Annotated in this window: 18 protein-coding genes; 7 read left to right on the top strand and 11 right to left on the bottom strand. The window is 73.5% G+C overall.

Translation table 11 applies throughout. From position 1 onward, the window contains the following. Together AB0J10_RS30245 and AB0J10_RS30240 are read left to right on the top strand one after the other, a co-directional pair. A partial coding sequence (locus AB0J10_RS30245) for a hypothetical protein (protein ID WP_363066026.1) occupies positions 1-859 on the top strand: 859 nt, incomplete at its 5' end. A gap of 132 nt (positions 860-991) precedes the next feature. Beyond that, positions 992-1,681: a class F sortase gene (locus AB0J10_RS30240; protein WP_363066024.1), complete on the top strand. Its 690-nt coding sequence runs from the start codon at positions 992-994 to the stop codon at positions 1,679-1,681. Between the two features lie 300 nt (positions 1,682-1,981). On the opposite strand, the gene AB0J10_RS30235 is transcribed toward AB0J10_RS30240, so the two are convergent. From AB0J10_RS30235 to AB0J10_RS30225, 3 genes are all read right to left on the bottom strand, one after another. Next, positions 1,982-2,902 (bottom strand): MurR/RpiR family transcriptional regulator, encoded by a 921-nt coding sequence (locus AB0J10_RS30235; RefSeq protein WP_363066022.1) that lies wholly within the window; start codon positions 2,900-2,902, stop codon positions 1,982-1,984. Between the two features lie 157 nt (positions 2,903-3,059). Next, positions 3,060-3,539: an SPW repeat protein gene (locus AB0J10_RS30230; RefSeq protein WP_363066020.1), complete on the bottom strand. Its 480-nt coding sequence runs from the start codon at positions 3,537-3,539 to the stop codon at positions 3,060-3,062. Between the two features lie 173 nt (positions 3,540-3,712). Then, on the bottom strand, positions 3,713-4,630 hold the full coding sequence (locus AB0J10_RS30225; protein ID WP_363066018.1) for a DMT family transporter: 918 nt from the start codon (positions 4,628-4,630) through the stop codon (positions 3,713-3,715). A gap of 519 nt (positions 4,631-5,149) precedes the next feature. Here AB0J10_RS30225 and AB0J10_RS30220 point away from each other — a divergent pair. The 3 genes from AB0J10_RS30220 (at position 5,150) to AB0J10_RS30210 (ending at position 10,448) form a co-directional block, all read left to right on the top strand. Beyond that, the gene (locus AB0J10_RS30220) at positions 5,150-7,378 is read left to right on the top strand and encodes an FUSC family protein (RefSeq protein WP_363066016.1); all 2,229 of its coding nucleotides are present in this window, start codon (positions 5,150-5,152) and stop codon (positions 7,376-7,378) included. A gap of 11 nt (positions 7,379-7,389) precedes the next feature. Further along, on the top strand, positions 7,390-8,550 hold the full coding sequence (locus tag AB0J10_RS30215; RefSeq protein ID WP_363066014.1) for a PP2C family protein-serine/threonine phosphatase: 1,161 nt from the start codon (positions 7,390-7,392) through the stop codon (positions 8,548-8,550). Between the two features lie 221 nt (positions 8,551-8,771). Beyond that, positions 8,772-10,448 carry a SpoIIE family protein phosphatase gene (locus tag AB0J10_RS30210; protein ID WP_363066012.1) on the top strand — a complete coding sequence of 559 codons (1,677 nt, stop codon included), beginning with the start codon at positions 8,772-8,774 and terminating at the stop codon, positions 10,446-10,448. A gap of 250 nt (positions 10,449-10,698) precedes the next feature. Here the strand turns inward: AB0J10_RS30210 and AB0J10_RS30205 are convergent, their stop codons facing one another. Continuing rightward, the gene (locus AB0J10_RS30205) at positions 10,699-12,027 is read right to left on the bottom strand and encodes a DUF6777 domain-containing protein (RefSeq protein ID WP_363066010.1); all 1,329 of its coding nucleotides are present in this window, start codon (positions 12,025-12,027) and stop codon (positions 10,699-10,701) included. Positions 12,028-12,249: 222 nt separating this feature from the next. Between AB0J10_RS30205 and AB0J10_RS30200 the strand changes: the two genes are divergently transcribed. Further along, positions 12,250-13,479: a streptophobe family protein gene (locus tag AB0J10_RS30200; protein WP_363066072.1), complete on the top strand. Its 1,230-nt coding sequence runs from the start codon at positions 12,250-12,252 to the stop codon at positions 13,477-13,479. A 93-nt stretch (positions 13,480-13,572) separates the two neighbouring features. Here the strand turns inward: AB0J10_RS30200 and AB0J10_RS30195 are convergent, their stop codons facing one another. The 7 genes from AB0J10_RS30195 to AB0J10_RS30165 all read right to left on the bottom strand — a co-directional run bounded on the left by AB0J10_RS30195 (position 13,573) and on the right by AB0J10_RS30165 (position 23,758). After that, complete coding sequence (locus AB0J10_RS30195) at positions 13,573-14,187, bottom strand: hypothetical protein (RefSeq protein WP_363066008.1); 615 nt, start codon at positions 14,185-14,187, stop codon at positions 13,573-13,575. Between the two features lie 10 nt (positions 14,188-14,197). After that, a complete protein-coding gene (locus AB0J10_RS30190) occupies positions 14,198-16,744 on the bottom strand; it encodes an FHA domain-containing protein (RefSeq protein ID WP_363066006.1) in 2,547 nt (848 codons plus the stop codon). Positions 16,745-16,880: 136 nt separating this feature from the next. Continuing rightward, on the bottom strand, positions 16,881-18,032 hold the full coding sequence (locus tag AB0J10_RS30185; RefSeq protein ID WP_363066004.1) for an XdhC/CoxI family protein: 1,152 nt from the start codon (positions 18,030-18,032) through the stop codon (positions 16,881-16,883). Positions 18,033-18,077: 45 nt separating this feature from the next. Next, positions 18,078-19,541: an NCS2 family permease gene (locus tag AB0J10_RS30180; RefSeq protein ID WP_363066002.1), complete on the bottom strand. Its 1,464-nt coding sequence runs from the start codon at positions 19,539-19,541 to the stop codon at positions 18,078-18,080. Between the two features lie 320 nt (positions 19,542-19,861). Further along, positions 19,862-22,270: a molybdopterin cofactor-binding domain-containing protein gene (locus AB0J10_RS30175; protein ID WP_363066000.1), complete on the bottom strand. Its 2,409-nt coding sequence runs from the start codon at positions 22,268-22,270 to the stop codon at positions 19,862-19,864. Positions 22,271-22,274: 4 nt separating this feature from the next. Continuing rightward, positions 22,275-22,865, bottom strand: a complete 591-nt coding sequence (locus AB0J10_RS30170; protein WP_363065998.1) for a (2Fe-2S)-binding protein — start codon at positions 22,863-22,865, stop codon at positions 22,275-22,277. 2 nt (positions 22,866-22,867) lie between these two features. Then, a complete protein-coding gene (locus tag AB0J10_RS30165; protein WP_363065996.1) occupies positions 22,868-23,758 on the bottom strand; it encodes an FAD binding domain-containing protein in 891 nt (296 codons plus the stop codon). A 284-nt stretch (positions 23,759-24,042) separates the two neighbouring features. On the opposite strand from AB0J10_RS30165, the gene AB0J10_RS30160 reads away from it, so the two are divergent. Continuing rightward, on the top strand, positions 24,043-25,764 hold the full coding sequence (locus AB0J10_RS30160; protein WP_363065994.1) for a PucR family transcriptional regulator ligand-binding domain-containing protein: 1,722 nt from the start codon (positions 24,043-24,045) through the stop codon (positions 25,762-25,764). Positions 25,765-26,061 lie beyond the last annotated feature (297 nt).

Below are 26,061 nucleotides of genomic sequence, written 5' to 3'. Positions count from 1 at the left end.
CCACGGCAAGGACGACCACGACAAGAAGTGGGACAAGAAGGACCACCACAAGAAGTGGGACAAGGACGACCACGACGACGACCACGACGACGACGACGATGACGACGATGACGACGACGACGAGCCCAAGGGCGGCGTCGACGCCGGCGGCGGCTTCCTGAGCCGTGCCGTGGCCGAGGACGACGAGAAGAAGGACGACCACGGCAAGGACGACCACGGCAAGGACGACCACGACAAGAAGTGGGACAAGAAGGACCACCACAAGAAGTGGGACAAGGACGACCACGACGACGACCACGACGACGACGATGACGACGACGATGACGACGACGAGCCCAAGGGCGGCGTCGACGCCGGCGGCGGCTTCCTCGCGTCGGTCATGAACGACGAGTGGGGCCAGGGCTCCAAGCAGGAGGACAACGGGTCCAAGCAGGAAGAGGACTCGAAGAAGAGCGAGTACAGCAAGAAGGACGACAACGGGTCCAAGCAGGAAGAGGACTCGAAGAAGAGCGAGTACAGCAAGAAGGACGACAACGGGTCCAAGCAGGAAGAGGACTCGAAGAAGGACGAGTACAGCAAGAAGGACGACGAGAAGAAGGACTACGGCAAGGACGACCACGACAAGAAGTGGAAGCACAAGGACCACGACAAGGGTGACCACGACTACGACGACGACGACCACGACGACGATGACGACGACGATGACGACGACGACCCGAAGGGCAGCGTCGACGCCGGAGGCGGCGGCCTCGCGATGAACAACGGCAGCCTGGCTGCCGGTTCGCTGCTCATGCTCGGCGGCATCGGCGCCGGCGCCTGGAAGCTGCGCCGTCGTGGCGTGACCGGTACCTCGGCCTGATCGAGGTCGCATCACCTGCAGCTCGCTGCGCTGTCGCGGCCGCCGTCCTCTCCGGACGGCGGCCGCGGCGATGCGTTTCCCAGCCCCGATCCGGATCTCCCGCCGCGTCCCGGCACACGAAAGGCCTCTCGCATGAACGCCAGGCAACCGCTCGGCTCGCAGCCGCCCCCCGAGCCCGCGCCGTCCCGCTCCCTCGGCCAGACCCTCCTGTGGCCGGTGCTGGCGGCCGCGTTGGGCGGACTGCTCTGCTACAACTCGCTCGGCGGCCAGACGGCCAACACCCCTCAGGCCCGCCCCGCGTCGCCCGCCCCCGCGCCCGTCAGCCCGCCGAAGGCCGCTCCCGTCCACCCGCCGCTGCCGCGTTCCGTCCCGACGCGCATCGCCATCCCGGCCATCTCGGTCAGCGCCCCCTTCACGGTGCTGACCCTCAACAAGGCCGGGCAGTTGAACGCGCCACCGCCCAACGACAAGAACCTGGTGGGCTGGTACGGGAAGGGCGCCACCCCGGGCGAGAAGGGCACGTCCATCCTCGCGGGCCACCTGGACACCATGACGGGGCCCGCGGTGTTCGAGTCGCTCAGCGCGCTCAAACCCGGGAACAAGATCGACATCACCCGCCAGGACCGTAAGGTGGCCACGTTCAAGGTCGACTCGGTCGAGACCTTCAGCAAGGCCGCCTTCCCCAGTTCACGGGTCTACAACGACACGCCGACCGCCCAACTGCGCCTGATCACCTGCGGCGGCCTCTACGACAAGAAGACCAAGGACTACAAGGACAACGTCGTCGTGTTCGCCCATCTCGACTCCGTCAGGAACGGCTGACCGGGCGCGGCCGGTGACGGCGACGTCGCCGTGCACGGCCGTGGGCCTCCGCCGGTCGTGAGGCTGTTGACCGGCGGCTCCGGCCCAGGGGTTGACCGGAGCCGCCGGGGGCATCCGAGGGGAGCGGATTGCCCGAACAGAACACCGTGGGGCCGACGAGGAGGAGTGTCGTCCGCAGTGCCACACGCAGTAAATATATTTACCGCCAAGTAAGCAAGAGCATGAAAAAATTCATGCTCTTCTGGGCATGAAAGTCCCCCTTTCCTCCCGCCGGGGGAGGGGGGTGGGTGGTGCTGCCGGTCAGTCCTCGAGGAAGAAGTCGTGCTGGTCGGCGGCGTGCTCGTACTGCTCCAGCCGCCGCTGTGTGCGTTCGGGGTCCGCGTCCGCCATGGCCTGGAGGATCGCCGCCGACAGCACACCGGGCGCCGAGTAGGAGTCAAAGACGAGTCGCGAGCCGGTGCCGGCGGTGAGGGCCACGTCGACCTCGTCCACGAGCGGCCCCAGCGTGAGGTCCGTAATGAGGGCGGTCCGCAGACCCGTACGGCGGGCGGCCCGCACCGCCGACAGGGTCTCCTTGGCGTGCCGGGGCATCGCGAAGGCGAGCACCCAGGTCCCGCCCGCCTCGCGCGACTGCAGCAGCGCGTCGTACGCCACGCTCCCGCCCCTCGAGACCAGCCGAACGTCCGGGTGGATCCGCCGGGCGGCGTAGGCGAAGTACTCGGCGAGCGAGGTGGAGATCCGCAGCCCGAGGATCGTCAGCGGCACCGACCGCGCCAGCTCCCGGCCGACCTCGAGCACCTGGCCGGTGTCGGCGAACCTGCGGCGCAGGCTCTCGAGGTTCGCGATCTCGGCGTCGACCGCCGTCTGCAGTTCGTTGCGACCGCTCTCGCCCGTCTCCGGGGAACCGGCGACCGCGCTGAGCGCGATGGGCTGAAGCGCCTCGCGCAGCGCCGGGTAGCCGCTGAATCCCACCGACGACGCGAAGCGCGTCACCGAGGGCTGGCTGACACCCACGCGGTCCGCGAGGTCGGTGATCGACAGAAAGGCCGCTTCGGTGAGGTTGTCCGTGATGTACTGCGCGATACGCCGCTGCCCGGGTGACAGCCGGTGTCCACCGAACAGCGCACGGACCCTCTCCACAGGAGCCGGCTCCGCGTCCGGAGTCTGTCTGCCCGGCGTGATCGCAGACGCCTGCGCGCGCGCCCGCTGCCCTGATGGCACCGTGTGCCTCCTTCTCGTCCCGCTCTCGCTCAACATAGCTCACCTTGCGTGGTCGCCCGCGAGACTCTTCGTACAGCCGGAAGGCCCCTCCCCTCGTACGACCGGAGGGTCCCGGCGCCCTGTCCGGGCGGCCGGGACCCTCGCGGGACGGGGTGCCTCAGCTCAGGGGACCGAGGTCGCGGCTCGGACCTCCGGAGGCCCGTGCGGGGCGCAGCGCGCCGGGGCGATCGGTCATGGCGGCCATGGCCACGCCGAGGCAGAGGGCCACGATGCCGACGATGACGTTGCTGACGACGCTGCCGGTGACGGCGACGTTCCCGGCGACGATCCACGGGGAGAAGATCGTGAAGGCGCCGATCACGATGGCGCACCAGGCCATGGCGTGGGTCCGCTCGTAGGCCGAGCCGAACCCGCCCAGACACAGGGCGAAGGCGACACCGCAGATCAGGTTGGTGACGGCCAGGGTGGTGAGGCCGTTGAAACCGACGATCCACGGCGACGCCGCGAGGTAGAGGCCCGTGAGGAGGGCCAGCGTTTCTGTCACCTGGCCGCGCGGCGACGCGGTGGCGCGTTCGAAGCGCTCGCGCATCTCTGCGAGATCAGGGTGCTGCTCGATGCTCGGTTGGTGTGTGGTCATGCGGGCCGCCTCCTTCGGAAGCGTCAAATCGGCCCCTTTCCCCTGTAATGAAACGCTTCTCGGGCGATTCCCTCAATCCCCTGGCAATACCCGGCAACCTCCCGGCACTTCCCCGGCGGCACGGTCCACCGGCCCTTCGGCTGCCGGCCGGTGTTCCCGCCGTCCGGACGGGCTCAGGGCAGGGTCTGTCCGGCCTGGGGAGGGGCCGCACCGGAGGTCTGGTCCGGCGCCACAAGCGACTCCGCGAGCGGGATCCGGGCGAGGGTGAAGACGCCGACGGTGATCAGCGCGAGACCCAGCAACTCAGGCAGCAGCCACCAGCCGGTGCGCACGTGCTCCTCGTAGAGGGTGACGCCGAGCAGCAGGCTCAGGGTGGCGTCGCCGAGGGTGAGCGCGGGCTGGGAGGCGACCAGCGGGCCCGCCTGCAGGGCGTTCTCCAGCAGGAACAGCGCCGTGCCGCCGGCGACCGCGAAGGCGTACACCTCCCAGGAGGTGAAGAAGGCCGCGGCTCCCTCGTCCTCCAGGATGTGGGTCGCCGACTTCATGAGGGCCGCGGTGAGCGAGTAGCTGATGGCGGTGGCCGTGCCGAGGAGGGCGGCGCGGGTCCGCCCCACCGGCCGCCTCAGGGCCACGACCGAGAGCGTGGCGACCGCTCCCCCGCAGAGCGCGAGCGCGGGGATCCAGCGGTCGAGGGGCACCTGGGTGCGGTTGCCGGTGGGGGACGCCGCCGCCAGGGCGATGCCCAGCCCCACCACGACGAGGCCCACGGCACCCCAGCCGACCGGTGGCAGATGACTGCGCATCACGAGGGAGGCGACGATAAGCGCGAGAGGCAGTTCGAGGACGAACAGCGGCTGGACGATCGCGAGCGGTCCCGTGTTCAGCGCCAGCGCCTGGCAGACCCCCGCCACGAGGACCGCGGCGATCCCGGCCAGCCACAGGGGACGGCGCAGCAGATCGAGCATCAGCCCCGGCCGGAAGCCGCTGGAGCTGGGCACCTTGAGGGCTTCCTGGCGCTGCAGAACGGTGGCGACGGCGTTGCTGAGCGCCGAGGCGAGGGCGAAGCCCACCGGCACCAGGAGTGCCTGCACCGTACGATCCTCCCGCCTCCGCCCCCGTGAGCCGCCGTGGTTCCTGCCATCGTGACCCCGGCGCGGGCCCCGCCGCGATCGGGGAGGGCCGGGCCGCGGTCCGAACGGGGTGGACGAGCCCACCGCGAGGTCCGCCCGTCCGCCCCCTCACGGACCCGGTCGGTCGTCCCCGCGGGACGGAACGCGGCGCTGCCCTCCCCGCGAGGTCCGCAGTGCCGCCGTCGCCGCGGACTCCTCCGGGCTGCGGTCCGTTCCGGGGCGGCCGACAATGGGCAGCGGGTCGCTGTCCGGCCCGCCCACGACGCCGCGGCGGCGTCGGCCCGAGAGGAACGTGCTCATGCGCGCTGAGTCTTCGCCGGCCGCGCGGACGGGGGCCTTCGTCACGGTCGCGGTGGCCCCGTCGCGCGCCCGACCCGTCCCGGCGTGGTCCGTGGTTCCGCGGGCCGGACGCCACGGGCCCGCGGTCCTCGGCAGCGTCCCCTCCCCCGACTCCGGCGCGGCAAGCGGCGGGGGCCTGCCGTGAAGCGCGGGGCGGAACGGACCGAGATCCTCCATCGGTCGCTGCGGGTGTCCCTCGCCGCGTCCGCTGGCTTCTACCCGTTCCTGTACGGGCTCCACGAACCGGATCTGGCGCTGTACGCACTGTTCGCGCCGATCGCCCTCGGTCTGCTGTCCTCGATCCCGGGGTCCGGGCGGCAGCGGGCAGCGGTGATGCTGAAGGCGCTGCCGGTGGGCCTGGTGCTGGTGGCGCTGGGAACCGTGCTGGCAGTGGCGACCTGGGCGGCGGTACTGGGGATGCTCGTCGTGGGCTTCCTCCTCGCCTTCGCGGCGATCGCGGGGCCGCGGCCGGCGGGCGCCGCGCCGGGACTCCAGCTCTTCTACATCCTGGCCTGCTTCCCGCCGTACGAGCCGCAGACCCTGTGGCTGCGGCTCGCCGGACTCACCTTCGGAGTGGTGGTGCTGGCGCTGTGCGAGCTGTTCCTGCTGCCGCGGCAGGCGGGCCCGACGTACCGGTCGACCCTCGCGGAGGCCGTGGCCACGGCCGGCGACACCGTTGCCGGACGCATCAGCCTCTCCCCCGAGGCCCTGCGGGCCGCCGGCTCGCGCCTGCGGCTGTCGAAGATCCCGCCCGCGGAGCGCCCGGCGGGCCCGGGCCGTGCGGTGCGCGGACTGTCCCAGGCCGGGTCCGCCGCCCGTCGGCTGCTGGAGCAGCTGGCCCATCAGACCGAGACCGGGGAACTCCGCCGGCTCGTCCGGGACGGGGCCGGGCCCGGTGCCGGGGACGGGGCCGGGCCCGGTGCCGGGGACGGGGCGCGCGGCGCCGCGGTGCGCACCGACTCGGCTTCCGGTTCGCTGCTGCCGCGGGTGGCGGCCCTGTGCGACGAGACCGCCGCGGCACTGCGGGCGGGGCGGCCCGCCCCCGGCCCGCAGCGGATGGACGAGGCGATCGACGCCTTCCAGCAGACGCGCGTCCGGCAGGCGACGGGGCCGCCGGAGGAGGTCCCCCCGGTGCCGGTGCTGCGCCGGCAGGCGGCACTGCTGGCCGTCGCCGAGTCGGTGCGGATCCTGGAGATCTCCGTACGCGTCGGCCTCGACGGGCGGCGCACCCCGCCGATCGAGCCCCGGGCCCTGTTCTGGTACGCCGAGGCCTCCACACCGCAGTTGTGGCTCCGCCGGATCACCGGCAACATGACGCTCCGCTCGGTGCAGTTCCAGAACGCGGTACGGATCGCGCTGGCCCTCGCCGCCGCCCGGCTCGTCGCAGGTTCGCTGGACCTGACCCACGGCTTCTGGGTGCTGCTGGCGGTGCTGACGCTGAGCCGGACCACCTTCGGCCAGACCTGGGCGGCCATCCGTCAGGCGGTCGCCGGCAACCTGGTGGGGGCCGTCGCGGCGGGCGCCCTGCTCATCGGCCTGGGACAGCACACCGAGGCGTACGCGGTGCTCCTCGCGCCGGGCATGCTGATCGCGTTCGCGCTCGGGCCGCTGCTGGGCATCGCCTGGGCGCAGGGGCTGTTCACGCTGGTGGTGGCCACCGCGTTCGCCCAGATCGCCCCGGCGTCCTGGCGGCTGGCCGAGGCGCGGATCGTGGACGTGGTGACCGGGAGCGTCATCGGTCTGCTGTGCGCGATGCTCGCCTGGCCCGCCGGCGCCCGGCGGGAGGTGCGCAGGACCATGGCGGGGCTGCTCCGGGAGTGCGGGCCGCTGATCAGGGGCACCGTCGCCGTTCTGACGGCCTCGCCGCCGGGCTCGGCCCCTCCCCCGCCGACACTCCCCGTGCTGCACCGGCTGACTCTCGCCGAGTCCGCCTACGACCAGTTCCGCAGCGAGCCGGCGGGCAGCGCGCCCGTTCACGCCGACTGGCACGGTGTGCTGATCGCGGCCAACCAGGTCCTGCTCGGCGCCCACTGGCTGCCGCGTTTCGACCTGCCCGCGCACACCCTGCCCCCGGACGCCGCCGACCGGGCACGTGCGGGCGCCCGGGAGCTGGAGCGGTGCACCGACCGGCTCGCCGCCATGTGCAGCGGTGAGCGGCCGCCGCCCGGCGGGCCACGGCCGGACTCCTCCCCGCCCCCCGGACCGCCGCTGCCGGCGCTGGTCGACCTCAACGTGTGGTTGCGCAGCCTCCACGCCCAGCTCACCCGGATCGAGGCCCAGCTGCCCGACGCGGTCCGCCGGAGCGTACCGGCCACCGCCGAGCCTGGAGCCGCGGGCTCGGTGTCCGGTCCCGGCGGGTCCGGAAGGTAGGGCGCGCGCCCGTGTCCGGCCGGAGCCTCCGCACCGCGCTGCGGCCCCCGTCCCCCCGCCGTGGGTGGGTGTGGTGGCTGCCGATGGTCGCGGTGGCCGTCGACCTGGTCGCGGAGTTCGCCGTCCGGGGCCGCGAGCCGGTGAGCTTCATGCTCATCGCCGTACCGCCGCTGGCGGCGGCGACGCGCGGCCCGCGGGGCACGGCGCTGTCGGCGGTGGTGTGCCTGGGACTGCAGATGTGGATGGCCGCCCGCCGCCCCGGGCACTTCGACGAGCAGCACCATGTGGCCGTCTACGCCGCCACGTTCGTCATCGGCGCCGCAAGCGTCGCGCTGGCCTGGCAGCGGGAGCGAACCCGGCAGCATCTGATCCGCGCCCACTCGGTCGCGGAGGCGATGCAGCGGACCCTGCTGCGCCCGGTGCCGCCCCGGCTCGGGCCGGTGCGCGCGGCGGGCTTCTACGAGGCCGGGGAGGGCGGCACGCTCGTCGGCGGGGACCTGTACGAGGTGTGCGAGACGCCCTTCGGGGTGCGGGCGATCATCGGCGACGTCCGGGGCAAGGGACTGGACGCGGTCCAGACGGTCGCGGCCGTGCTGGGCAGCTTCCGGGTGTCCGCGCACGAGTGGCAGAACCTGGGCAGTCTGACCGAGAGGCTGGAGCTCAGCATCGCCCGCAACAGCCCGGCGGGCGACGAGGGCGACCCGGAGCTGTTCGTGACGGCGCTGGTGATGGAGTTCCCCATGGGCGGCGGTGAGGTGCGGATCGTCGACCGCGGGCACCCGTCGCCGCTGGTGGTCGGCCCGCAGGGCGCACGGCGGCTGGTCACCGCACCCGGGCTGCCGCTGGGCCTGGGCACGCTGGCGCAGGAGGACGACGACACGACGGTGCACCCGCTCGGGCCCGGGGAGGTGCTCGTCGCGATCACTGACGGGGTGAGCGAGGCGCGGAACGCTGACGGCGTGTTCTACCCGGTGCTGGAACGGCTCGCCGAACGGTTCGGCCGTGAGCGTGCTCCGGCCCCCGAGGCGGTCGTGTCGTTCGTGCGGACCGACGCGGAGCGCTGGTCGACCCGGTCCGACGACGACGACCGGGCCGTCCTGGCCGTGTCACTGAACGGGACGGGGCCACGGGGCGACGGGGGCGCCTCCGCCAGCCCGGGAGCGGGTGGTTAGGCTCGCCGCGCGGGTCGGCCCGCGGCCCTCCTCCGGACGGCTCCCGCGGACCGCCGTCACGCCGAACCGATCGGCGGCCGGCGGCGGACCCGGCCGGGCCGCACGGGCCCTTGCCGGCGGTCCGCCTGCCGGGGACCGCCGGGGCTCCCCACCCGCTGATGCGCGCGGGGAGGCTGTGGAGGAAGCTGGGGTCACCACCCCGCGGGGGAGGAGGTGAGGGTGTGGCTACCGGCCCATGGGACCGGCTCCAGGGCCGTCACGGGCTCCCCACCGCAGACGCCGACGGGACCCCCGGTCTGCCCGGGGGCCAGGACCTGTGGGACAGCGCGGCCGGGGTGGTGGTCCTGGACGCCGATCTGCGCTACCGCTACGCCAACCCGGCCTTCTGCCGGATCACCGGCGAGTCCGAGGCCGGTGTCGCCGGCCGGCTGCCGAGCCCCGCGGCGGAGCAGTGTCTGGGCACCTCCACCGGACTGCCGGCCGAGGTGCTGGCCGACGGCGTCCCCCGCACCCGGGTCACCGGTCCCGGCGGGCGCTGCCACACCACCTGCCTCCGGCTGGAGAACGAGGGCACCGTCACCGGGCTGATGTGCGTGGTGGCCGAGTCGTCCGCGCCCCGGCTCGAGGAGGAACTGGCCCGTGCGGACGCCCGGCTCGCCGCGGCTGACGAGGCCGTCGAGCGGATCGGCACCTCCCTCGACGAGGACGCCACCTGCCGCGAACTGGCGGAGTTCCTGGGCTCGTGGATCGCGGAGGCCGCCGCCGTCGAGCTACTGCCGCCACCTGCGAAGAGCGGCGCACCGCCGCCGCGGCGGCCCTCCCCGGCGGCGATGCGCCGCGCCGCCGGGTCCGGGGCCGTGGAACTGCTCTTCGACGGCGACCGGCTCCGGCCGCGGGCGGAGTCCGCCGCCGCGCGCGCCGTCGAGTCCGGGCTGCCGGCGGCGGAGTACGACGTCGCCGCGCGGACCGCGGTGCTCGCCGTCCCGCTGACCGGGCCGCCGGACGGTGGCGGTCCGGGCGGGACGGTCCTGGGCCTGACGCTGCTGGCCCGCACCGGCGCGGCCTTCACCGGCCACGACATCACCGTCGCCCGGCACGCGGCGCGGCGCGCGGCGGTCGGCGTCGTGCACGCGCGGGCGTTCGCCGCCGAGCTGGGGAAGTCCGTGGAGCTCCAGCGGGCCCTGCTGACCGAACCGGGCAAGCCGCACCCCAATCTGCGGTTCGCGACCCGCTATCTGCCGGCGGGCAGCAGCAACATCGTCGGCGGCGACTGGTTCGAGACCGTGCGCCTCCACTACGGCCGCACCCTTCTCGTCATGGGCGATGTCATGGGGCACGGTGTGGAGGCGGCCGTCGAGATGAACACCTACCGGGCCATGCTGCGCGACGTGGCCGCCGCGGATCTGCCGCCGCACCGGGTGCTGCGGCAGCTGGACATCGCCATATCCGAGACCATGGCGCGGCCGGCGACCTGTCTGTTGGTCCGGGTCGACCCGGCTCGCGGGCTGGGTTCCTTCTCGAGTGCCGGGCACCTGCCGCCCGTGGTGTTCACCGCCGACGGGCACGCCGAGCTCGTGGACGTACCCGCCGGGCCTCCGCTCGGCACCGGTGTGGGCGGCTACGAGCTGGTCACCCGATCGCTGACGCCCGACGACACGCTGCTGCTGTACACCGACGGCCTGGTCGAGCGGCGCGGCGAGGACATCGACGACTCCCTGCTGAGGCTGGTCCGGGTGCGGCTGCCGTGCACGGCCACGGTGGACGAGATGGTCGACTCGGTCGTCCGGGAGCTGGACGCCGAGCACGCGGAGGACGACGTGGCGCTGCTCGCGGCCCGTTTCCGCCCGCGGCGCGCGCACCCGGCGGAGGAGCAGCCGTTCCTGGGCGGGCCGCGCTGACGCGCGGTGCTCGCCGGTGGGAGCGTTGCGCGAGCCCGCGCCGACGCCCCGGACCAGCCGCCGCTCGCGGGGGCGCCGACGCAGAGGCAGCCGCAGGCGGCGAGGACGGCCAGGCGCGGCAAGCACAGGCGGCCAGGCGGGGCAAGGCCGGGCTGACATGCGGGGCAAGGCCGGGCGGACATGCGGGCGCCCGGACAGGGCGGAGGGGGCGTCCGTCGGTTCCGGCTCACCTCACCCGGCTCCGCCGAGGTCAGGGTGCCCCGGCCGGGGATGTCGGCGTCCCGGCGGGCGGGACCACGGCGTCCGGCAGTGACGGCGGGGCGGGCTCCTCGTCCTGGGGCGGCGGCCCCGAGGTCGGAGGCGGGTTGTCGGGGACGGTCTCCGGCGCCACCGGAGGCGGTACGGGCGGCTCCTCGGACGCGGGGCCGGTCGGCGGTTCCGCGGGCGGCTCGCTGACGGTGGTCTCCTCCGGGGGACGGCCCGGCGAGGTCTCCTCCCCCGGGCTGCGCGGCGGCGTGGCGGTGCCGTCGGTGGCCGGGCCGGGCGGCGACGTGCCCGATCCCGGGCTCTCGCGCTCCGGGCTGCCGGATGCCTCGTCGGACGGGTCGGCGGTCGCCTCCTCGGGCGGGACGAGGACCGGGGTCGACGGGTCCCGCGGCGGTGGGGCCGGTTTGTCCTTCGCCCCGTCGTCGCCCCTCTCGCGGGCGAAGTAGTCCTCCTCCGCGGGGTCGTACACGACGAAGACCTCGACGGGCCGCGGCGCCGGGGTGACGGCAACGGTCTCGGCCGGGTTGTAGCCGGGCCAGGCGTCGCCCGAGCGCTCCGCGGGGCCGCGGACGAAGACCGGCGGCAGCAGCGGGTTCCCGCAGGCGCAGCGCACACGGGGCACGCCCCGGTCGTCGACGAGAACGGCGGTGCCGGTCTGCAGGACGGCCTGGTACGGGCGGGCCGCGCCGTCCGTGAAACCGTGGTTGGTGACCCGGGTGTCCATCCGCAGGGTCACGGGGGTCAGGGAGCGCAGGTACGCGGGGACGGCGGCCGGCGCGAGCCCGAGGGCCGAGGCGAAGGCCCGGTTCCGGTCCGGCCGTTCGGCGAGGAAGCGGATCTGCTGCTCGGTGTCGCAGCTGGCGGTCTTCTCGGTACCGCCGTAGAGACCGGGCGTGGCTCCGTCCACTCCCCGGGTGACGTTGGCGCCGGCGGGGGACGGGCTCGCCGGGGAGGCGGGCAGTTTGGCACGCGGCTGCGGGGTCGCCGGTACCTTCGCCGTCGACCGGGTGAAGGGATCGGGGCCGCTCGCGGCCGCGGGCTGGAGCCGGATCTCGGTGCCGGTCCCGCCCGTACCGCCGGGCCGCGTGAGGACGACGACGAGCACGGCGGCCACGACGACGGCCGCGGTGAGCACGGCGATCCTCGGGACCGAGCGCCACCAGGGGACAGGACCGCCCGGAGCGCCGCCCCCGGAGCCGGTGGGTCCGCCCCCGGGGGGCCCGGGCGGAGGCGGTGGGGGCGTCTCCTCCCCGCCCGAGAGCGGGCCGGAGGGAGGTCCTGTGGGTCGCCCCGACGGCGGTTGCGCGCTCACGGGCCCTACTTCCCGGACCGGGACGTCCGTTCCCCGGAGGGTCCCGGATCCACGGCCGTGCCGGAGATCGAGAGTCCTTTCCCCCAATTGTGTGCGCGGCCGCGCAGGGGCCCGCAAGCCGAACCGGTCGGACCAGCCGGGCGGGCGGCGGGGTCCCCCGCTGCTTACGGTGGCACCGTGAGCCAGCAGCCCCCCACTCCCCGGTCCCGCGGCGCGCACCGCCTGCGCGACTGGCGCGACGCGCTGGTGGCGGTCGTGGCGGCCTTCGCCGCGATGCTCGTCGTGGCCGCCGCGGGTCTGTGGGCGGCGGGCGCGACGGACCTCCCTGGCGGTGGGTTCCCGCAGGTCGTGGCCGCGGTGGTGGTCCTGGCGGCCGGCGGTGAGGTGGCGCTCGCCGGGGACGCGGGGTTCGTGGCGCAGTCCCGGGCCGAACTCACGGTCATGCCGCTGTCGGTGAGCCTCGTCGGGGCGCTGGTGACCGCGAGCGCCTTCCTGCGTCCAATGCGGCACCGGGCCGTGGCCGGCACCCGCGAACTGCTCGGCCGGTTCGCCCGGCTGGCTGTCCTGTGGCTGGCCGCCCTCGCCGGCCTCACCGCCCTGGCGCGGAAGACGTTCCCGATCCCGCTCGGGGAGGACTCCCCGCTGTCCGACATCGGCGAGTTCCTCGACGCCGCCCCCCGGCTCGGTTTCCGCGCGGAGCTCGGGACCACCCTGCTGTACGGGTTGCTGTGGCTGATCGGGGTGACCGCCCTGGCCCTGATCGTGTCGCGCCGCGCTCCGCTGCCCCCGCGGCTGGTGCCGTTCCAGGAGGCGGTGCGTCCCGCCGCGTACGCGATGGTGTGGCTGCTGCTCGCGTACGTGGTCGTCGGGCTGTGCGCCGGCATCGTGGTCGCGGTGACCCAGGGGCACCCCGGGCGTACCTTCGCGGTGATCCTGCTCTGTCTGCCCAACCTCGCCTGGCCGGCGCTCACCCTCGGGCTCGGCGCCACCTGGGAGGGCAAGGTGGAGGGGCCGTTCGGACTGCCGATGCCGCAGGTGATGGACGCGGTGCTGCGGGGCGAGGACCGCTCGGCGCTGAACGTGGCCACGCTGGCCGAGCAGGACGGGCGCGCGTGGTGGCTGGTGGTCGTCGCGGCGGTACTCGTGCCCGCCGCGGCCTTCCTCATGGCGGCGCGCTCCCCGGCGCGTACCAGGCCCTGGCAGCACGCCCTGCGGATGGGCGTGGCCCTGGGCCTCACGGTGCTCTTCGTGTGTCTCACCGGCCGGGTCGCCGCACGCTACGGCCTCTCGCTGCTCGGCGTCGGCGACCTCGGGGGGCTGGGCGGGGAGGTGTCGCTGCAGCCCCGGCTGTGGGCGGCGGTGGGCATCGGCCTCGGCTGGGGACTCGTCGCCGGGCTGCTCGGCTCCCTGCTGGCGGCACCGGTACGGCGCCGCGGCGAGGTGGACGGCTGAGCGGGCGGGCCGGCCGGACCGCGCGGGAAGGGGCGCGGGCCAGGGCACCCATGGGGCGGGCGACCGGGACGGACGAGCGGGCGGGCCCCGGCGTCAGCCGGACGTCCCCCGTTCGCGGCCCGTCTCGGTGATCTGCGTCGGTGGCGCCGGACCCGCGGTGCGCCCGGGTGCCGTGGCGCGCCGGGGCGGCTGCGGCGACTCGCGCGGCGACTGCGGCGGTGCGGTGACGGCGAACGGGGCCAGCCGGGCACCGTCGCAGTACACCCAGCGCTCGTGCTCCGCGTCGTACAGCCACACCGTCTCCCCGTCCACGACCATTCCCAGCCGCATCCCCCGGGTGCGCCTTCGGAACGTCTCGCGGTCGACGCTGCCCGCGGCGAGCTCGTCCGCGGCCCGGCGGTACTGGGAGAGCACTTCCTCCGCGCGGGCGAGCAGCGGCTGCGGATCGGACGTGGGGTCCAGCGGCTGCCCGGCCGACGGCGGAGCCTGCGGGACGGCGACGAGCAGCCGCCCGTCGACCCAGGTCGACCATCCGTTGGCGCACATGACCCGCCCCCAGTCGCCGCGCCGGTCGACGAGTTCGACCGGCAGGAACGGGTCCAGGGGCACGCTGGGGCTGCTGACGTCGGGAGCCTGCCAGGTGGGCATGCCGTCACCGGGGACGACGTGCGTCGGGCTGAAGCCGGGGACGGAGGTGGGATCGGTCATCGGCACCCCGTCACTTCCGCATGACCGCGGGCTCGTGCCGCCGCAGCAGCGTCGCGATGACGACCCACAGCGCCATGCTGAGCAGCACCAGCACGCCCATGTTCGTCAGCCACACCGCGGCGGTGTGGTCGAAGAGCGGATCGGTGGTGTCCTTGCCGGGGACGATCCGGGCCAGGTCGACCGTGCTCGCCATCGCGGCGAAGGCCCACCGCGCGGGCACCAGCCAGCCCAGTTGCTCCAGGCCCAGCACGCCGTCGAGCTTCAGCAGGGCGCCGCAGAAGACGATCTGGACCATGGTGATGAGGACCAGCAGCGGCATGGTGACCTCCTCCTTGGGAACCAGCGCGGAGATCACCAGGCCGAGCATCATCGAGGTGAACGACAGCAGGGCGACGGCAAGCGTGATCTCGAGCAGCGGGGGCAGGAGCACGCCGTTGCCGCCGGGCGCGTTCAGGTCGACGCCGAAGAGGCCCACGAGGGTGAGGACGACCGCCTGGACGACCGTGATCGAGCCGAGGACCACCACCTTGGAGGTGAGGTAGGCGGATCTGGACAGGCCGACCGCCCGCTCCCTGCGGTAGATCACCCGCTCCTTGACCAGTTCGCGCACCGCGTTCGCCGCGCCCGTCAGCACCCCGCCGACGCAGAGCACGAGCAGTGCGTCCATGGCGGTGTCCAGGGTGAGCTTGCTGCCGGCCAGGATCCGGGCCATGACGCCCATCCCGAAGGGCAGCGCGATCATGATCGCGATGAAGGTGCGGTCGGCGCTCAGTACGGAGACATAGCGGCGGACCAGGGTGCCCAACTGCCCGAACCAGCTCTGGGACTTGGGGGGCGGCGCCGCCGCCACAGGCCGGCGGTCGGGCGCGGCGCGCGGCTGCGGACTGAGCGCGATGTACTGGCGGTGCTGCGACGACGCCCGGTAGTCCCCCGCCCAGTCGCGGTCGCGGTCGTTCTCGAACGCCTCGAACGCCTCCGGCCACTGGTCGAAGCCGAAGAACTCCAGGGCGTCCTCGGGGGCGCCGAAGTAGGCGATCCGCCCGCCCGGCGCCATGACCAGCAGCCGGTCGCACACATCGAGGTTGAGCACGCTGTGGGTGACCACGATGACCGTGCGGCCGTCGTCGGCGAGTCCGCGCAGCATGTGCATCACCGAGCGGTCCATGCCCGGGTCCAGGCCGGAGGTGGGCTCGTCGAGGAACAGCAGGGACGGCTTCGTCAGCAGCTCCAGCGCGACGCTGACGCGTTTGCGCTGGCCGCCGGAGAGACTGTGGATGGGCTGGTCGGCGCGCTGCTCCAGGCCCAGTTCGCGGATGACCTCCTCGACCCTCGCCTCACGCTCCGCGGACGCCGTGTCCTCGGGGAAGCGCAGTTCGGCGGCGTAGCCGAGGGCCCGGCGCACGGTGAGCTGGACGTGCAGGATGTCGTCCTGCGGTACGAGCCCGATGCGGCGGCGGAGTTCGGCGTAGTCGCGGTACAGGTCGCGTCCGTCGTAGACCACGGCGCCGTGTTCGGCGGGGCGGAGCCCGGTGAGTGCGTTCAGGAGCGTCGACTTGCCGGCACCGCTGGGTCCGACCACGGCGAGCAGGCACTTCTCGCCGACCGGGAACGACACGTGGTCGAGGAGCACCTTGCGGCCCTCGTCCACCGTGACGGCGAGGTCCTGCACGTCGAGCGAGATCTCGCCGGAGTCCACGAACTCCTGCAGTTCGTCGCCGACGAGGCGGAAGGTGGAGTGGCCGATGCCGACGGTGTCCCCTTCCGAGATCCCTGCCTGGGTCACCGGCTGACCGTTGAGGTAGGTGCCGTTGTGACTGCCGAGGTCGACGATCTCGTAGCGGCCGTCCAGGTGCGCGCGGAGCTCGGCGTGCCGACGGGAGACGATGAGATCGTCGATGACGATGTCGTTGTCGGCGGCCCGGCCGATGCGGACCGTCCGGGTGGGCAGCGGGCGTACGGTCGTGGGCTGCCGGAACGTACTCGTGGCGTCGGCCCCGGCGGCGGCGGGCGGCGGGGTCCTGGCGGGCCGGACCTCCGGTTGCCGCCGGGCCGCGGGGGCGGCGGGCTCGGGGGCGCCGGACGCGGGGATCTCCGGCTCACGGCCCGCGAGGGAGGGCGCTCCCCTCTCCCGTGGGCCGGGTGGGGCGGTTCCGGACGCGGGTGCCGCGGGTGACGGCCGATCCGGACGCGGGGCCCCGGCCCGGCGACGGGCCGCCGGCGGTGCCCCGGGCTCGGCCTCCGTGCCCACGAGCACGGCGCGCGGGCCGTCCTGCGGATTGCCGAACCGGATGACGCTGCCCGGCCCCACGCCCCACTCGTGGACGCGGCGGCCCTCGGTGTACGTGCCGTTCGTGCTGTTCTCGTCCTCGACGGTCCAGTGGTCCGCGACGGTCCTGAGGACGGCGTGGTGCCAGGACACCCGGGCGTCGTCCAGGACGATGTCGCTCAGGGGATCCCGCCCGACGTGGTACACCCGGCCCGGGCTCATGAGCGTCGAGCCCCCGTCGGTTTCGATGACCAGCTCGGGCGCGGTCGGCGCAGCGGGCCGCTCAGCCATGCGACGATTTTAACTTTTGCCACTTGTGTCCGCCCGATCACCGGGGCCGGCCGGCAACCGGGAGGGGCACGGGGAGAGGGCCGGGGGGGACGGGCCGCCGGGACGGGAGCCGCCGACCGCACCGCGGGACCTCGGCTCAGGCCACGGACCCGACTGACCGGGCCGTCATGCGCGGGCCGTCGTGGTGGATCGGCGTGTGGGCGCCCGCCAGGGGCACACCGGTGCCGCCGCGCCGTCCCGCGACGATCTCCGCGGCGATGGACACCGCCGTCTCCTCGGGCGTACGGGCCCCGAGATCGAGGCCGATCGGCGAGCGCAGCCGGGCGAGTTCGAGCTCGCCGACGCCCGCCTCGCGCAGCCGGGCGTTGCGGTCCTCGTGGGTGCGGCGCGACCCCATCGCACCGACGTAGGCGACGGGCAGCCGCAGGGCCCGTTCCAGCAGCGGTACGTCGAACTTGGCGTCGTGGGTGAGGACGCACAGCACCGTGCGCCCGTCGACACCGGTCGACTCCAGGTAGCGGTGCGGCCATTCGACGACGATCTCGTCCGCCTCGGGGAAGCGGGCCTCCGTCGCGAAGACCGGGCGGGCGTCGCACACGGTGACGTGGTACCCGAGGAACTTGCCGACCCGGACGAGGGCGGAGGCGAAGTCGATGGCCCCGAAGACGATCATCCGGGGGGCGGGCACGCTGGACTCGACGAGCAGGGTGAGCGGACGCCCGCAGCGGGAGCCGTCCTCGCCGACACCGGCGGTGCCGGTGCGCCCGGCCTCCAGCAGGGCGCGGGCCTCGCCCGCGGCGGTGCGGTCGAGTTCCGGGTGCCCGCCGAGGGTGCCTTCGTACGAGCCGTCGGCACGGACGAGGAGCGCCCGGCCCATCAGCTCGCCGGGCCCGTCGGCGATCCGGGCGACCGCCGCGGCCTCCCCTCGAGCCGCGGCGGTCAGCGCCGCCGCGATCACCTCCCTGGAAGGGGAGTCCGCGCGGACCGGGGTGATGAGGACGTCGATGATCCCGCCGCAGGTCAGCCCCACGGCGAAGGCGTCGTCGTCGCTGTAGCCGAAGCGCTCCAGGACGGTCCGACCGTCCTCGAGCGCCCGCAGGCACAGGTCGTAGACGGCGCCCTCCACGCATCCCCCGGAGACCGACCCGATCGCCGTGCCGTCGCTGTCGACGGCGAGCGCGGCTCCGGGCTGGCGGGGCGCGCTGCCGCCGACGGCCACCACGGTGGCGACGGCGAAGTCACGTCCTTGCCCGACCCACCGGCCCAGCTCGTCGGCGATGTCCAGCATGTCGGTCTCCTCAGGGTCGTGGACGCGTGGAGGGCGCGGCCGGGGTCAGTGGACGCCCAGCCAGCCTTCGATCGGGTTCAGGGCGAAGAACACGATGAAGATCGCGGTCAGGCCCCACATGAAGCCGCCCACCTCCCGGGACCTGCCCTGGGCGACCTTGATGGCGACGTACGAGATGACGCCCGCTGCGACACCGGGGGTGATGCTGTACGTGAACGGCATCAGCACCACGGTGAGGAAGACCGGGATGGCGACGGAACGGTCGCCCCAATCCACGTGCCTGGCGTTCTGCATCATCATCGCGCCGATGACGACCAGGGCCGCGGAGGCGACCTGGGGCGGCACGATCGCGGTGAGCGGGGTGAAGAAGAGGCAGGCCGCGAAGAACAGTCCGGTGACGACCGAGGCGAGGCCGGTCCGCGCGCCCTCGCCGACGCCGGTGGCGGACTCGACGAACACGGTCTGGCCGGAGCCGCCCGAGACGCCGCCGATCGCACCGCCGGCGCCGTCGATGAACAGCGCCTTCGACAGACCCGGCATCCGGCCGCGCTCGTCGGTCAGCTTGGCCTCCGTGCCGACTCCGATGATGGTGGCCATGGCGTCGAAGAAGCCGGCCAGCACCAGGGTGAAGACGATGAATCCGACGGTGATCGCGCCGACCTCGCCCCAGCCGCCGAACTCGACGTGCCCGAAGAGCGAGAAGTCGGGCATGGAGACGGCGCCGCCGGCGAGCTCCGGCGGGGACATGTTCCATGCCTTGGCGTCGAGACCGGCGACGTTGTGGACGACGACCGCGACGACGGTGCCGACGACGATGCCGACGAGGATGGCGCCGGGTATCGCACGGGCCTGCAGCATGAAGATCAGCAGCAGGGTGAAGCAGAAGATCAGTACCGGCCAGCCGGCGAGTTCACCGCCGACGCCGAGGGTGACGGGCGGGCCGAACTCCGCGCCCTTGCCGACGAACCCGGCCTTGACCAGGCCGATCAGCGCGATGAACAAGCCGATGCCCATGGTGATGCCGTGCTTGAGCGCTAGCGGGATCGAGTTCATGATCAGCTCGCGCAGCCCGGTCACCACCAGCAGGCAGATCACCACGCCGTACATCACGCACATGGCCATCGCCTGCGGCCAGGTCATCTGGGGGACGACCTGCGAGGCGAGGACGCCGGAGACGCTCAGGCCGGCCGCGAGGGCGAGCGGGACCTTGCCGAAGAAGCCCATCAGCAGGGTGGTCGCCGCCGCCGCGAAGGCAGTCGCAGTGATGAGTCCCGGTTGGCTCAGGACGTTGCCGGCGACGTCCTTGCCGTTGAGGATCAGCGGGTTGAGCAGGAGGATGTACGCCATCGCCATGAAGGTGGTGATGCCGCCGCGCACCTCGCGCGCGACCGTCGATCCTCGTTCGGAGATGTGAAAGTACCGGTCGAGCCAGGACCGTCCGGCGGGGACGCGCGAGCCGGGGCCGGCGTCCTCAGCGGTGGTCCTCGGCTCCACTGACGACTGGGTCATGGTTGCCTACTCCCAAGGTTCACAGGGGCACCCGCATCGCATCCGAGAACTGACTCGGGCTGCGGGATTTGGGATCTTGCGTTGGCTGCACGACCCGGGGGACGGCCCGAGACGAACGCTCTGCGGAAGGGGACCCCGCTGGGTCGCCGGTCCGCAGTTCTTCGGGTGTTGCTGGCGCCGGCACCACCGCGTGTGCGGTGTCCGGCGGGCCCGGGGACGGGTCCCCGGAAGTACGGTCCCCTCGCAAGGGAGCCCGGGAGGCGTCCCGGGCGGGACGGCCCGGGGCCCGGGGGACGGTGGTCCCCCGGAACCCGCGCGCCTCAGGTTCCGGTCAGGTGCTCCGGGCGTACCGGCGTCCTGTTGAGTTCCAGGCCCGTCGCGTCGCGGATCGCGGCGAGGACCGCCGGAGTGGAGGACAGGGTCGGCGCCTCACCGATGCCGCGGAGCCCGTACGGGGCGTGCTCGTCGGCGAGTTCGAGCACGTCCACCGGGATCGTCGGCGTGTCGAGGATGGTGGGGATCAGGTAGTCCGTGAAGGAGGGGTTGCGCACCTTCGCGGTCTTCGGGTCGACGATGATCTCCTCCATGACGGCCACTCCCAGACCCTGGGTGGTGCCGCCCTGGATCTGCCCGACGACGGACAGCGGGTTCAGCGCCTTGCCGACGTCCTGCGCGCAGGCCAGCTCGACGACCTTCACCAGGCCCAGCTCCGTGTCCACCTCGACGACGGCGCGGTGCGCCGCGAACGAGTACTGGACATGGCCGTTGCCCTGGCCGGTGCGCAGGTCGAAGGCCTCGGTCGGGCGGTGCCGCCACTCGGCCTCCACCTCGACGGCCTCGTCCTCCAGCACGTCCACCAGGTCGGCGAGCACCTCGCCGCCGTCGGTGACGACCTTGCCGCCTTCCAGCAGCAGTTCGGCGGTGGCCCAGGCCGGGTGGTGGGAGCCGAACCTGCGCCGGCCGATCTCCAGGACCTTCTCGCGGACCAGCTCGCAGGAGTTCTTCACCGCGCCGCCCGTGACGTACGTCTGCCGGGAGGCGGAGGTGGAGCCGGCGGAGCCGACCTGGGTGTCGGCCGGGTGGATGGTCACCTGGGTCACGCCCAGTTCGGTACGGGCGATCTGGGCGTGCACGGTGACACCGCCCTGGCCGACCTCCGCCATCGCCGTGTGCACGGTGGCGACCGGCACTCCGCCGACGACCTCCACCCGCACCCTGGCGGTCGAGTAGTCGTCGAAGCCCTCGGAGAAGCCGACGTTCTTGATGCCGACCGCGTAGCCGACACCGCGGACGACGCCCTCGCCATGAGTGGTGTTGGACAGTCCGCCGGGCAGGGCGCGCACATCGGACTCGCCGCCCGCGACCTCCCACTGACGCTCCGGCGGCAGCGGACGGGCCTTGACGCGGCGCAGCAGTTCCGCGACCGGGGCGGGCGAGTCCACCGGCTGCCCGGTGGGCATGATCGTGCCCTGCTCCATGGCGTTGAGCTGCCGGAACTCCACCGGGTCCATGCCCAGCTCCGCCGCGAGCTTGTCCATCTGGGCCTCGTAGGCGAAGCAAGCCTGCACCGCGCCGAAGCCGCGCATCGCGCCGCAGGGCGGGTTGTTGGTGTACAGCGCGACGGCCTCGATGTCGACGTCGTCGACGACGTACGGGCCGACCGACAGCGAGGCGGCGTTGCCTACGACCGCCGGGGACGCCGACGCGTACGCGCCGCCGTCCAGGACGATCCGGCACTTCAGGTGGGTGAGCTTGCCGTCCCTGGTGGCGCCGTGCTCGTAGTACAGCTTCGCCGGGTGGCGGTGCACATGGCCGAAGAAGGACTCGAAGCGGTTGTAGACCATCTTCACGGGCTTGCCGGTGCGCAGCGCCAGCAGGCAGGCGTGGATCTGCATGGAGATGTCCTCGCGGCCGCCGAAGGCCCCGCCGACGCCCGAGAGCGTCATCCGCACCTTGTCCTCGGGCAGGCCGAGGACCGGGGCGATCTGGCGGAGGTCGGAGTGCAGCCACTGGGTGGCGACGTACAGGTCGACACCGCCGTCCTCGGCGGGCACGGCGAGGCCGGACTCCGGTCCGAGGAAGGCCTGGTCCTGCATGCCGAAGACGTACTCGCCCTCGACGATGACGTCGGCGCGCTCGCGGGCCCGGGCCACGTCGCCGCGGACGATGGGCTGGCGGTGCACGATGTTCGGGTGCGGGACGTGCCCGATGTGGTGGTCGTCGCGGCCCTCGTGGACGAGGACGGCGCCGGGGGCCGTCGCCGACGCCTCGTCGGTGATCAGCGGCAGCTCGACGTAGTCGATCCTGATCCTGGCGGCGGCGCGGCGGGCGGTCTCCGGGTGGTCGGCCGCGACGAGGGCCACCGGCTCGCCGTGGTGGCGGACCTTCCGGTGCGCGAGGACGGGCGTGTCCTGGATCTCCAGTCCGTAGTTCTTGGTGTCCGTCGGCAGGTCGTCGTAGGTGAGGACCGCGTGGACGCCGGGTACGGCGAGGGCCTCGGAGATGTCGATGGACCGGATCTCGGCGTGCGCCACGGTGGAGCGCAGCGTCTGGCCCCACAGCATGTCCTCGTGCCACATGTCCGAGGAGTAGGCGAACTCGCCGGTGACCTTGAGGGTGCCGTCGGGGCGGAGCGTGGACTCGCCGATGCCGCCCTTGGTCTGCGAGCCCTGGGTGACCTTGGTGGGAGTACCGGCCGGGGTGGTGGTGACTCGGGGGTCGAGCGCCATGGTGTCAGACCGCCTCTCCCTGCCGGGCGGCCGCGAGGCGGACCGCGTCGAGGATCTTCTCGTAGCCGGTGCAGCGGCACAGGTTGCCGGAGAGCGCCTCGCGGATGTCCGCGTCGGACGGGGAGGCGTTGTGCTCCAGCAGCTCGTCGGCGGCGACCAGCAGACCCGGGGTGCAGAAACCGCACTGCACGGCGCCGGCGTCGATGAACGCCTGCTGTACCGGTGACAGTTCGGTGCCCTCGCCGGTCTGCGAGTCGGTTCCCCCGGCGCTCCACTGCCGGGCCTCCTGCAGCGAGGTACCGCAGGCGTCGGTGGCGCATCCACCGTGTGCGTGCTCGGCGCGCTGCCGGGCGAAGTCCGCCAGGCCCTCGACGGTGACGACCTCGCGGCCCTCCACCTGCCCGGCCGCGACCAGGCACGAGCACACCGGCACACCGTCGAGGCGGACCGTGCAGGAACCGCACTCGCCCTGCTCGCAGGCGTTCTTGGAGCCGGGCAGGCCCAGGCGCTCACGGAGCACGTAGAGGAGGCTCTCGCCCTCCCACACGTCGTCGGCTTCCTGCTTACGGCCGTTGACCGTGAAATTCACGCGCATGGTTATGCAGCTCCTTCAAGCGTGCGGCCGCTGCCGCGGTACTGCTCCCAGGTCCAGCCGAGCGTGCGCCGGGCCATGATGCCGACCGCGTGCCGGCGGTACTTGGCGGTGCCGCGGACGTCGTCGATCGGGTTGCAGGCGGCGGAGGCCAGCTCCGCGAACTGCTTGGCGATCGAGGGAGTGATGATCTTTCCGCTGTCCCAGAAGCCGCCCTCCCGGAGCGCGGCGTTGAGGAACTCCTCGGCGGCTGCGGCGCGCACCGGGGTGGGCGCGGCAGAGCCGATACCGGTCCGCACGGTGCGGGTCTCGGGGTGCAGGGCGATGCCGAAGGCGCACACGGCGATGACCATCGCGTTGCGGGTGCCGACCTTCGAGTACTGCTGCGGTCCGTCCGCCTTCTTGATGTGGACGGCCCTGATCAGCTCGTCCGCGGCGAGCGCGTTGCGCTTCACACCGGTGTAGAACACGTCGATCGGGATGAAACGGGTCCCCCGCACCGACTCCACCTCGACCTCGGCGCCGGCGGCCAGCAGGGCCGGGTGGGCGTCACCGGCGGGGGACGCGGTACCGAGGTTGCCGCCGACGCCGCCGCGGTTGCGGATCTGCGGCGAGGCTACGGTGTGGGAGGCGAGCGCCAGGCCGGGCAGCTCGGTCCGGAGGTTCTCCATGATCCGCGCGTACGGAACGGAGGCGCCCAGCCGGACGTTCTCCTCGCCGACTTCCCACTCGCTCAGCTCGGTGATGCGGTTCAGGTCCAGGAGGAACTCGGGCCGACGGTGGTCGAAGTTGATCTCGACCATGATGTCGGTGCCACCCGCGATGGGCACAGCAGTGGGGTGCTCGGCCTTCGCGGCGAGCGCCTCCTCCCAGCTGGCGGGGCGAAGGAAGTCCATGAGTGGCTCTCTTCTACGTGATTCGGTCGTTCACTGGGGCCCGGGGACGGCCGGCCCTGGCGGGATATTCATGTCCTGTTAACGCGGTGCGGCCCAGTACACAAGGACCGCCTCGCCGGGTGCAGTCACCGAAACCATGAAGGAGTTGGCTGGTCGCCACCCTCGTCTTGTAGATTCGAACGAAAGGCGGGGACCGGTAACCTCTCCGCTTTCCTCCCGAAACCATCGGCACACCCCTCAGCACAGTCCAACGGCACGACACGAGACAGATCGGCGGCGACGAGATGCGGCTGCGCGCACTGCTGGAGACCGACGCGCTGGGACTGCGGCTGCTCGGCGGCGACGACGAGCTGGACCGCACCGTCCGCGGCGTGATGACGACCGACCTTCGCGACCCGAGCCGCTACCTCTCGGGCGGTGAACTCGTGCTCACCGGGCTCGCCTGGCGGCACAGCGCCGATGATTCCGAGCCTTTTGTACGCATTCTCGCAAGCGCGGGGGTCGTCGGGCTGGCCGCCGGCGAGGCGGAGCTCGGAGACATCCCCGACGATCTCGTCCTGGCCTGCGAGCGGCACAGGCTGCCACTCTTCGCCGTGAACGAGGACGTCGCATTCGCAACGATCACCGAGCATGTGGTGCGCCAGGTGTCGGGCGAGCGGGCCGGTGACCTGGCCGCCGTCGTCGACCGCCACCGACGGCTGATGACCTCGGGCCCGGCGGGCGGCGGCCCGGAGGTCGTCCTCGACCTCCTCGGCTCCGACCTGGACCTTCGCGCCTGGGTACTCTCCCCCACCGGACGCGGGATCGCCGGGGCGGGCGAGCCGCTGCCGCCGGCGACCGGTGCCGAACTGGCCGCCGAGCATCTGGCCGCGACCCGTTCGGGTCGCCGCGGCCCGCACCGCGCCACCGTCGGCGGCACCACGTACTCGCTGTTCCCGATCCGGAACACGGGCCGGGGCGCCGCACCGGCCTCGCGGGACGTCCGGGAGACCGTGCTGTCGGACTGGCTGCTCGCCGTGGAGGCCGACGCGTCCGACTGGCCGGCCGCCCGGCTCGACCTGCTGCAGGGCGTCACCCAGCTGATCGCCGTCGAACGGGACCGGCGGGAGGCAGCCCGCACGGTACGGCGCCGGCTGGCGCAGGAGGTCCTGGAACTCGTCCAGGCGGGCGCCCCGCCCGCCGAGATCGCCGCCCGCCTCAGGGTCGCCGCTCCCGTCCTGCTGCCGGGGCTCGGCACGGCACCCCACTGGCAGGTCGTCGTGGCCCGGGTCGACTGGGAGGCGGAGGGCGGCTCCGCCGTCGAGGCCGGGTCCGCCGCCCAGTCGCTCCTGGAGGAGATCCTCGTGGACCCGGCGGCGCCGGGCTCCGAGACCGCGGACCGGATCGCCGTCGCCCACAGCGGCGAGGAGGCCGTGGCACTCGTCCCGCTGCCGGCGGTGCTCGCCCCCGCGGGCGGGGCCGGCGAGCCGGCCGAAGGACACGAGCAGGGCCCCGGCCAGGACGACGGCCCGGGACTCCACGCGGACGCACTGCTCGAGGCGGTCCGCGAGCCGCTCTCCGCAGGCCTCGCCGACGACGGCCGCCTCACCATCGGCGTCAGCGCCGCCGTCCACTCCGCGGAAGGACTGCGCGGCGCCCTGGAGGAGGCCCGGCACGCCCGCCGCGTGGCAGCCGCCCGCCCCGGACGGGTGTGCGCGGCCGGCCACCACGAGCTGGCGTCGCACGTCCTGCTGCTGCCGTTCGTCCCTGACGACGTGCGCAGGGCGTTCACGGCCCGGCTCCTCGACCCCCTGCGCGACTACGACCGCCGCCACCGCGCCGAACTCATCCCGACGCTGGGGGCGTTCCTGGACTGCGACGGCTCGTGGACGCGCTGCGCGACCCGTCTCCATCTGCACGTCAACACGCTGCGGTACCGGGTCGGGCGGATCGAGCAGCTGACGGGCCGGGACCTGTCGCGGCTGGAGGACAAGCTGGACTTCTTCCTGGCCCTGCGGATGAGCTGACCGGAGGGGCGAGCCGACGCGGGACGAGCAGAGGCGGGGACGATCAGCCGCAGGGGCAAGTCGGCCGGGGGTGATCCGGCTCGCGGGCCGGCTCGTCACGGCACCGGCCGTGCGGAACGGAGAGGACCGTACGGACGGAGAGGACCGTACGGACGGAGAGAGCCGGAGAGGACCCCAGCGGCCTGTGAGGGCCGCGGTACAGCGGCCGGCGGCCCGCCCGGGGGCGGGTGCTCGCGCGGGCTTCGGCTTCGAACTCCGGGCGTCGATCTTGGGGCGCCAGCGTCAGGCGTCAGCGTC

The sequence above is a fragment of the Streptomyces sp. NPDC049887 genome, assembly GCF_040656535.1.
Taxonomy (GTDB): Bacteria; Actinomycetota; Actinomycetes; order Streptomycetales; family Streptomycetaceae; genus Streptomyces.
Note: the sequence above shows the minus strand (reverse complement) of the source record. Positions and strands in the feature narration are given on the sequence as shown.

Excerpts from the sequence above, each read along its gene's own strand:
- AB0J10_RS30240 (WP_363066024.1), top strand. The coding sequence starts at position 992 with ATGAACGCCAGGCAACCGCTCGGCTCGCAGCCGCCCCCCGAGCCCGCG.
- AB0J10_RS30230 (WP_363066020.1), bottom strand. The coding sequence starts at position 3,539 with ATGACCACACACCAACCGAGCATCGAGCAGCACCCTGATCTCGCAGAG.
- AB0J10_RS30195 (WP_363066008.1), bottom strand. The coding sequence starts at position 14,187 with ATGACCGATCCCACCTCCGTCCCCGGCTTCAGCCCGACGCACGTCGTC.
- AB0J10_RS30190 (WP_363066006.1), bottom strand. The coding sequence starts at position 16,744 with ATGGCTGAGCGGCCCGCTGCGCCGACCGCGCCCGAGCTGGTCATCGAA.
- AB0J10_RS30185 (WP_363066004.1), bottom strand. The coding sequence starts at position 18,032 with ATGCTGGACATCGCCGACGAGCTGGGCCGGTGGGTCGGGCAAGGACGT.
- AB0J10_RS30180 (WP_363066002.1), bottom strand. The coding sequence starts at position 19,541 with ATGACCCAGTCGTCAGTGGAGCCGAGGACCACCGCTGAGGACGCCGGC.
- AB0J10_RS30175 (WP_363066000.1), bottom strand. The coding sequence starts at position 22,270 with ATGGCGCTCGACCCCCGAGTCACCACCACCCCGGCCGGTACTCCCACC.
- AB0J10_RS30170 (WP_363065998.1), bottom strand. The coding sequence starts at position 22,865 with ATGCGCGTGAATTTCACGGTCAACGGCCGTAAGCAGGAAGCCGACGAC.
- AB0J10_RS30165 (WP_363065996.1), bottom strand. The coding sequence starts at position 23,758 with ATGGACTTCCTTCGCCCCGCCAGCTGGGAGGAGGCGCTCGCCGCGAAG.
- AB0J10_RS30160 (WP_363065994.1), top strand. The coding sequence starts at position 24,043 with ATGCGGCTGCGCGCACTGCTGGAGACCGACGCGCTGGGACTGCGGCTG.